The organism is Clostridium sp. AF22-10 (assembly GCF_003478725.1).
GTDB lineage: Bacteria > Bacillota > Clostridia > Lachnospirales > Lachnospiraceae > Otoolea > Otoolea fessa.
This window is the reverse complement of sequence record NZ_QUFZ01000029.1, coordinates 20,034-27,385: the sequence shown is the minus strand read 5'-3', so window position 1 is coordinate 27,385 and position 7,352 is coordinate 20,034. Positions and strand designations below refer to the sequence as shown.

The window sequence follows — 7,352 nt, the reverse complement described above, 5'->3', positions numbered from 1 at the left end:
TTTGAAAGAATATAAAAATCTAAGTACACCTAAAATTTCTGTTATTATTCCAATATATAATACTGAAAAATATGTAGAAGAATGTATAAGATCAATTCAAAGGCAAACATTACAGGAAATTGAAATTATTTGTGTGGATGATGGTTCAACAGATAAATCATTAGAGGTAGTTAGGTCGATTAATGATAATAGAATTAGCGTCTATAAAGAGAAAAATTCAGGACAGTCAGTAGCGCGAAACAGAGGAATTGATAATGCAAAGGGAAAATACTTATATTTTATGGATAGCGATGATGTTTTAGCGTCAGATGCACTTGAAAAATTGTATATATATGCTGAAACAAATGCTTTGGATATAGTGTATTTTGATGGGATGAGTTTTTGGGATGATAATTTATGCAAAGAAATTGCGAATCAAGATTTACATTATTATGAGAGAAAATATGAATACCCAGATATTTATACAGGAAAACAAATGTTAAAAGAAATGCATGCAAATGAAGAATATAGAGTATCTCCATGTTTACAAATGATAAATAAAGGGTTCATTGAAAACTATAATTTGAAATTTGAAGAAGGTATTATTCATGAAGATAATTTATTTACATATAAGTGTATTTTGAACGCTGGTCGAGTGGGCTATATTCATGAATGCTTTTTTAAAAGACGTTATAGAAATGATTCGGTAATGACAAAAAAAACAACATTTGAACATGTATATGGATATTTTAAGTGTTTTGTAAAGATGCAAGATTTTTTAATGCGTCAAAATATAGATGAAGATACATTAGACACTGCATTAAGTATTGAAAGAAGTATGCTCAGATCTGCTAGAAATAAGTATTTAGAACTAGATACGGAGGAAAAAGAGGCTATCCGAGGACTTGAGGTGAAAGAAAAACTACAGTTTGAATCTTATATATGTGATTGGTTCACGGAAAAAAGAAAGGTTTGGATGGCGAATAATAGAACCGAAAAGCAAATACAGGAAGTTAAAAATACGGAAACATTTAAAATTGGAGCAGCAATAGTATGGCTTCCGAGAAAGATAAAAAATATATTTCAAAAAAGTATTTAAAATATATCGGAATAAAAGGAAAGAGAGTATGAAAAGTAAACGATCAATAAAATTGTTTTGGATAATGTTTCTTATTTGTTCAATATGTAGCGTCATTTATATGACCCTAGCATATTCGAAATTTCTTTTCCATTCAGACTGTGCCGGATATTTATTTCTTGCAAAAGAACAGATGAAACAGGGAAAGATGTTTCCAAATAGATTCCATTATACAACAGAGATATTTGGAATTTCTCCAAATCTACTAATGATCCCATTTTTGACTTTTTTAGATAACGAGTATCTGATACATGAAATGGGGACGATTTGTTATACATTATTAATTATAATCGCTATTTTTGTATTGTTTTATAAAGAAAAGAAAATGGCGGTTTTGCTGTCGATTTTATATTTAATGCCGATAAGTTCTACCTATGTGGATATGCTATTTTATCAAGGGGCATATGATTATTGTATTCTTTTTATGCTGCTTTCATTGATTGCAGTCAGATATTTGCACAAGAATTTTGGATCACAGTGTAAGAAAACGTGGATACTAGGATTGGCTTTTTATGCAGTTATATTGTTTTTGGCTGATTTGACATCCCTGAGAAATTTTTTGCTTTTTTTAATTCCGTTGATGCTTGCTTATGCCACTGTGATTTTTTTGAAAGAGGGAGGAAATCCTTGCGGATGGTTAAAAGAGAAAAAACTTTTGACATTACTTGGTTTTACAATCATATGCACAGGAGTATGTTATCTACATTATAGATATTTATGTGCCAAAGTTGGGTTTGATGGGGTGATGACTTCCAATGGATTTATCGAACCAAGTATTCTATTCAAACAATCGGGAGAAACAATCGGAGATATTTTAAAGCTGTTTGGGATACATAAAACAGAAAGCATGATTAGTATATCGTCAATTTATTCATGCATTATGTTACTGTATTTTGTACTTACCTCTGTTATTCTTCCAGTAGCAATCATAAGAACGCTAAAAAAGATTGAAAATCGGTTATATCGTTTTTGTGTTATTTACATTTTGTGGAGTAATGCGTTGACTTTCTTTATGATGATATTTTTCGGATTATCATCTGGAAGATATTTTATTACGATCTATTTCGGAAACTTATTGATAGAGGTTCCATATCTTTTTTGGATCTGTAAAGAAAAAAGCAAGGTGTTCTGGAAGTGGCCAATTTTACTTCCACTATTTGGAGCTTTGATTGTGCATGGAGCTTATTACGTGAATGCATCGGCGAGATATGGGAAGGTTGGAATGAAGGATCTGGTAAATCCGACAGTCCACGATAGTGTGATAGAAGTACTAAAAGAAAATAATATAAAGTATGGATATGCAACTTTTTGGTATGCTTACGCGACAATGATAGCGGGTAATAGTGAGGTGGATATTGCGGCATACGATCAAGGCGATCCAATGATGCCATATTTTTTTGATGTCAATAAAAAAGAGAATATTCAATACTATGCAATTTCTGAAGATGCATATGATGTCGAAAAACATAAAGGTCCATGTTTTATTTTAGTAGCCGAGGGGGAAAAAATTCCAGAAGTTTATTATCAAAAGGCGGAAGAAGTTATAAAGGTAAATACAAACGAGATACTTCTATATGGGAAAAATATTCATTTATATCCTGAATTGGTTGAACAAAGTCACGAATAGATGAAGCTTTTATGCGATAGGAGAAAAAATGATCAATTTCAATAAACCTCCGTATATAGGAGAAGAATTAGATAATATCAAACAGGCAGTTGAGAATTTAAAAATCTGTGGAGATGGTCCGTTTACTAAGAAATGCAATATATGGTTGGAGGAGCGTTTTCACGCACAGAAGGTTTTATTGACAACCAGTGGTACGACGGCATTGGATATGGCGATGCTTCTATGTGACTTGAAACCAGGGGATGAAGTGATTCTGCCGAGTTACACGTTTTCAAGTACGGCAACATCGGCTGTTCTCGCTGGGGCAAAACTTGTCTTTGTGGATATTCGTCCAGATACGATGAACATAGATGAGAATAAAATCGAAGCGGCGATTACCGAACGTACAAAAGTCATTGTGCCAGTTCACTATGCGGGAGTTTCCTGTGAGATGGACAAGATCATGGAAATTGCTTGTAAGTATAACCTAAAAGTAATCGAAGATGCAGCACAGGGTGTAATGAGTACGTATAAAGGAAAAGCGCTGGGAACCATCGGTGATTTTGGATGTTATTCGTTCCATGAGACAAAGAACTACTCGATGGGCGAAGGCGGTGCCTTGGTTATTAATAATCCTATTTATAATGAGAAAGCAGAGATTTTGAGAGAAAAAGGAACAGACAGAGCAAAGTTTTTCCGGGGTCAGGTAGATAAATATACGTGGGTTGATTTTGGAGACAGTTATCTTCCGAGTGAACTGAATGCGGCGTATCTCTGGGCGCAGCTTCAGAATGCGGATATGATTAATGAAAACCGTCTGGAAAGCTGGAATACATATCGGAATGCATTTGAGAAGCTGGCGGAAGCTGGAAAAATAGAGATTCCTTATATTCCGGATGGCTGTGTTCATAACGCACATATGTTTTACATTAAACTGAGAAATCTGGAAGAACGGACACGCTATATTGCTTATATGAAAGAAAGGGAGATTCAAACCGTATTTCATTATGTCCCGCTTCATTCGGCACCGGCTGGATTGAAGTTTGGTCGCTTTAGCGGGGAGGACGAATATACAACGAAAGAAAGTGAGCGTTTAGTACGTCTTCCACTTTATTATGGTTTGAAAAAAGAAGACATTGAAAGGACAATACAAGATACGATTGCCTTCTTTCAGGAGGATATGTAATGGATATTTCAGTCGTTATTCCAGTATATGGATGTAAAGCGGCATTGCCAGAATTATATAGAAGGCTGACGGAATCTTTATCACAGATAACAGATAAATATGAGATTATTCTAGTCGATGATAATTGCCCTCAGAATTCCTGGGAGGAGATCGTGAAAATTTGCCAGAAAGATGAAAAAGTAAAAGGATTTCATTTATCACGAAATTTCGGGCAGATTCGAGCCATTACAGCAGGACTTGATAAGTCAAAAGGTGATTGGATTGTTGTGATGGATTGTGATCTGCAGGACCGTCCGGAGGCGATAGTGGAGCTTTATCAAAAGGCACAGGAAGGCTATGATGTTGTGTTTGCCAGAAGAACGGAGAGAGTGGATACAGCAGTAACCAAGTTTTTATCAAAAACTTTTTATAAAGTATATGACTATTTTACAGATGGCGCATTTGATAGTTCAATCTGTAATTTTAGCATTTCAAAAAGAAAAGTGATTAATAGTTATTGCAGCATGAGAGAACATAACCGCGCTTTTACTATGTTTATACGGTGGCTGGGATTTAAGGAAACAGCGATTGATCTTAAGGCGGATGCCAGATTTGAAGGAACTTCTTCTTATAACTTAAAAAGAAAATTGAAAATGGCATTTGAGATTATTACGTCTCAATCCAATAAACCGTTGTTTTTTTCAGTCCATGCAGGTTTTTTGATCGCGCTTTGTTCATTTCTTTATATTGTATACCTGATGCTCCGGGCACTTGTTATCGGTGATATATTGAGTGGCTGGACAACGATAGTAGCTTCTATTTATTTGATGGGAGGGCTTCTTTTAATTGCGATAGGTGTCGTGGGAATTTATATCGGAAATATATTTGAAGAGGTTAAGAACCGACCATTGTATGTAATTGCAGAGGCATTGAACGAAAAGGAGTAGATAGAGATGGTATTGATTATAGGGGCAACTGGTTTTATTGGGATGTATACAACACAGGCGTTTTTGAAAGCGGGAAAACAGGTAATTGCGACTGGAAGGAATGCGGCGCTTGGAAGAAAACTGGAAGAAATGGGAGCGGAATTTCTTCCGTTGGATATAACAAAAAAGGAAGAATTTGACAAACTTCCGAAAGGGGGAGTGGAAGGTGTTGTTTTATTGGCAGGACTTCTTCCGGCGAATGCAGCAGTCAATCTGGATATGGATGAGAATGCAGCGGATTATTTCGAGGTCAATGTGATTGGAACGATTCATGTACTGGAATACTGTAGAAAAAATGGTATTCGTAAAGTGATTGGAAATTGCAGCTATAGTGATGTATCTGGTGCATGGGGAAAGAAATGTCCGATCACAGAGGATGAACCAAGAGATTTCAAATTTACAGGAGATCATGCGGTATATGTTATCAGCCGGAATGCAGCCAATGATATGATGGAATATTATAACCAGCAGCATGGAATGCAGTGTGCCTGGTTCCGCTTTCCTCCTGTATATGGCGTAGGACCGCACGGTACAATTTATGTAAATGGAACAGCGAAAAAGTCGGGCATCGCTACATTTATTGATAATGCAAAAGAGGGAAAAGAAATCGAAATATGGGGGAATCCACATATTAAGCGGGATATTATTTATGTCAAGGATGTGGCAGAAGCATATGTGGCGGCATTGAAAAGTGACTTGACATACGGGCTTTATAACATGACAGGTCATATTCAGGTCGATTTGGATGAGCAGGTAAAAGCAGTGATTGAGGTGTTTGGTGGAGAGAAGAAAAGCCAGATCGTCTATAGGCCAGAAAAACCAAATTCAACGCCTTCATTTTTATATAGCATGGATAAAGCAAAACGTGACTTTGGTTTTGAACCGAAGTATACCAGCTATTTAGATATGATGATGGATTATAAAAAAGAATTGGAAAGCAATTTTTGGAATGTATTGGTTGAGGCGGGCGAGAAAAAATGAAAAAGTTAGCGATTATTGGTGCATCTTATCTTCAAAATCCATTGATTTTAAAAGCAAAGGAGATGGGACTTGAAACACATGTTTTTGCTTGGGCAGCAGGAGATATTGGGGAGACGACGGCTGATTATTTTTATCCGATCAGTATTGTGGAGAAGGAAGAAATTTTAAAAAAGTGTCGGGAGATTGGGATTGATGGGATCTGTAGTATTGCTTCAGATTTAGCAGCTATTACCGTAAATTATGTAGCGTGTCAGATGGGGCTTGTTGGAAATAGTATGAAATGCACAGAAAAGTCAACGAATAAACACAAGATGCGTGAGGCATTTCAACAGGGCGGTGATCCCTCTCCGAAAAGCATTCTGGTTCATTCGGCAAAAGAGCTGGAAAATATTACAGTAGAGTATCCAGTCATTGTGAAACCGGTGGATCGTTCAGGAAGCAGAGGTATCACAAAAGTAGAATCACTGAATGGACTTGCAAAAGCAATCGAATCTGCCAAAGTGCAGGGATTTGAAAAAGAGGCTTTGGTGGAAGAGTATGCAACAGGTCAGGAATATAGTGTTGAATGTATTTCATGTCAAGGTGCACATCATTTTTTGGCAATGACAAAAAAATTTACGACGGGAGCGCCAGGGTTTGTTGAAATGGGGCATTTAGAACCTGCGCCTGTATCAGGACAGATATTGGAACAGGTAAAAAAAGTGGTTTTTCACGCGTTGGATACATTAGAAATTTGTAACAGTGCTTCTCACACGGAGCTTAAGATTTCATTATCTGGAAAGATTGCATTGATTGAAATTGGCGGACGAATGGGAGGAGATTGTATTGGAAGCAGTCTGGTGGAATTATCGACAGGGATTGATTTCGTTCGTGCGGTGATAGAAATTGCATTAGGTAAGAAGCCAGATTTGAGAAAACGGCACAAGGGAAAAGCGGCGGCAGTCCGATTTGTTTTTGATCAGAAAGATATCGATGCTTTAAATGATTTGAAACGCAATCATCCAGATTATTTGGTAGAAGAGGATATTCATCCAATTCATTCTGGCATCGTAACAGATAGCTCAGCCAGGTTTGGATATTATCTGATGAAAGCAGAAAATTATGAGGAATTGCTTCCGTATTTACCGAAGGAAATAGAGGATAGTGATGAATAAGACTACGATAAAAACGCTTATAGGGCTTCACGGAATGTTGGTGGTGTATTCCATGAGTGGAATATGCAGCAAGTTAGCAGCTGGAGAAAGTTTTTTGAATGCTCGATTTTGTATTTATTATGCGGTCATTATTGTACTTCTTGGGGTATATGCGATTGGATGGCAGCAGGTGATAAAGCGTATTCCTTTAACAACAGCGTTTGCTAATAAGGCGGTTACAGTTGTGTGGGGAATCGTATGGGGATGGTTCTTTTTTGGAGAGTCAATTACACTAGGAAAACTTATAGGTGCAGGCATGGTTATCGCTGGAGTGGTTTTATTTGCAAAATCGGATGAGGTGTAA

General features: G+C 36.7%; 7 protein-coding genes. All 7 read left to right on the top strand.

Features of this window, described 5'->3' with window-relative positions:
- On the top strand, positions 1-1,078 hold a 1,078-nt coding region (locus DWX91_RS14670; protein WP_182435097.1), incomplete at its 5' end, for a glycosyltransferase.
- Between the two features lie 172 nt (positions 1,079-1,250).
- Positions 1,251-2,744: a hypothetical protein gene (locus tag DWX91_RS14665; RefSeq protein WP_147354422.1), complete on the top strand. Its 1,494-nt coding sequence runs from the start codon at positions 1,251-1,253 to the stop codon at positions 2,742-2,744.
- 28 nt (positions 2,745-2,772) lie between these two features.
- On the top strand, positions 2,773-3,909 hold the full coding sequence (gene rffA / locus DWX91_RS14660) for a dTDP-4-amino-4,6-dideoxygalactose transaminase (RefSeq protein WP_118539462.1): 1,137 nt from the start codon (positions 2,773-2,775) through the stop codon (positions 3,907-3,909).
- Complete coding sequence (locus DWX91_RS14655; RefSeq protein ID WP_118539460.1) at positions 3,909-4,835, top strand: glycosyltransferase family 2 protein; 927 nt, start codon at positions 3,909-3,911, stop codon at positions 4,833-4,835. The genes rffA and DWX91_RS14655 overlap by 1 nt, the downstream gene beginning before the upstream one ends.
- Before the next feature lie 6 nt (positions 4,836-4,841).
- Complete coding sequence (locus DWX91_RS14650; RefSeq protein WP_118539458.1) at positions 4,842-5,855, top strand: NAD-dependent epimerase/dehydratase family protein; 1,014 nt, start codon at positions 4,842-4,844, stop codon at positions 5,853-5,855.
- Positions 5,852-7,009, top strand: a complete 1,158-nt coding sequence (locus DWX91_RS14645; protein WP_118539456.1) for an ATP-grasp domain-containing protein — start codon at positions 5,852-5,854, stop codon at positions 7,007-7,009. The genes DWX91_RS14650 and DWX91_RS14645 overlap by 4 nt, the downstream gene beginning before the upstream one ends.
- Complete coding sequence (locus tag DWX91_RS14640; RefSeq protein ID WP_118490684.1) at positions 7,002-7,352, top strand: EamA family transporter; 351 nt, start codon at positions 7,002-7,004, stop codon at positions 7,350-7,352. The genes DWX91_RS14645 and DWX91_RS14640 overlap by 8 nt, the downstream gene beginning before the upstream one ends.

Excerpts from the sequence above, each read along its gene's own strand:
- DWX91_RS14640 (WP_118490684.1), top strand. The coding sequence starts at position 7,002 with ATGAATAAGACTACGATAAAAACGCTTATAGGGCTTCACGGAATGTTG.
- DWX91_RS14665 (WP_147354422.1), top strand. The coding sequence starts at position 1,251 with ATGAAACAGGGAAAGATGTTTCCAAATAGATTCCATTATACAACAGAG.
- DWX91_RS14655 (WP_118539460.1), top strand. The coding sequence starts at position 3,909 with ATGGATATTTCAGTCGTTATTCCAGTATATGGATGTAAAGCGGCATTG.
- DWX91_RS14645 (WP_118539456.1), top strand. The coding sequence starts at position 5,852 with ATGAAAAAGTTAGCGATTATTGGTGCATCTTATCTTCAAAATCCATTG.
- rffA (WP_118539462.1), top strand. The coding sequence starts at position 2,773 with ATGATCAATTTCAATAAACCTCCGTATATAGGAGAAGAATTAGATAAT.
- DWX91_RS14650 (WP_118539458.1), top strand. The coding sequence starts at position 4,842 with ATGGTATTGATTATAGGGGCAACTGGTTTTATTGGGATGTATACAACA.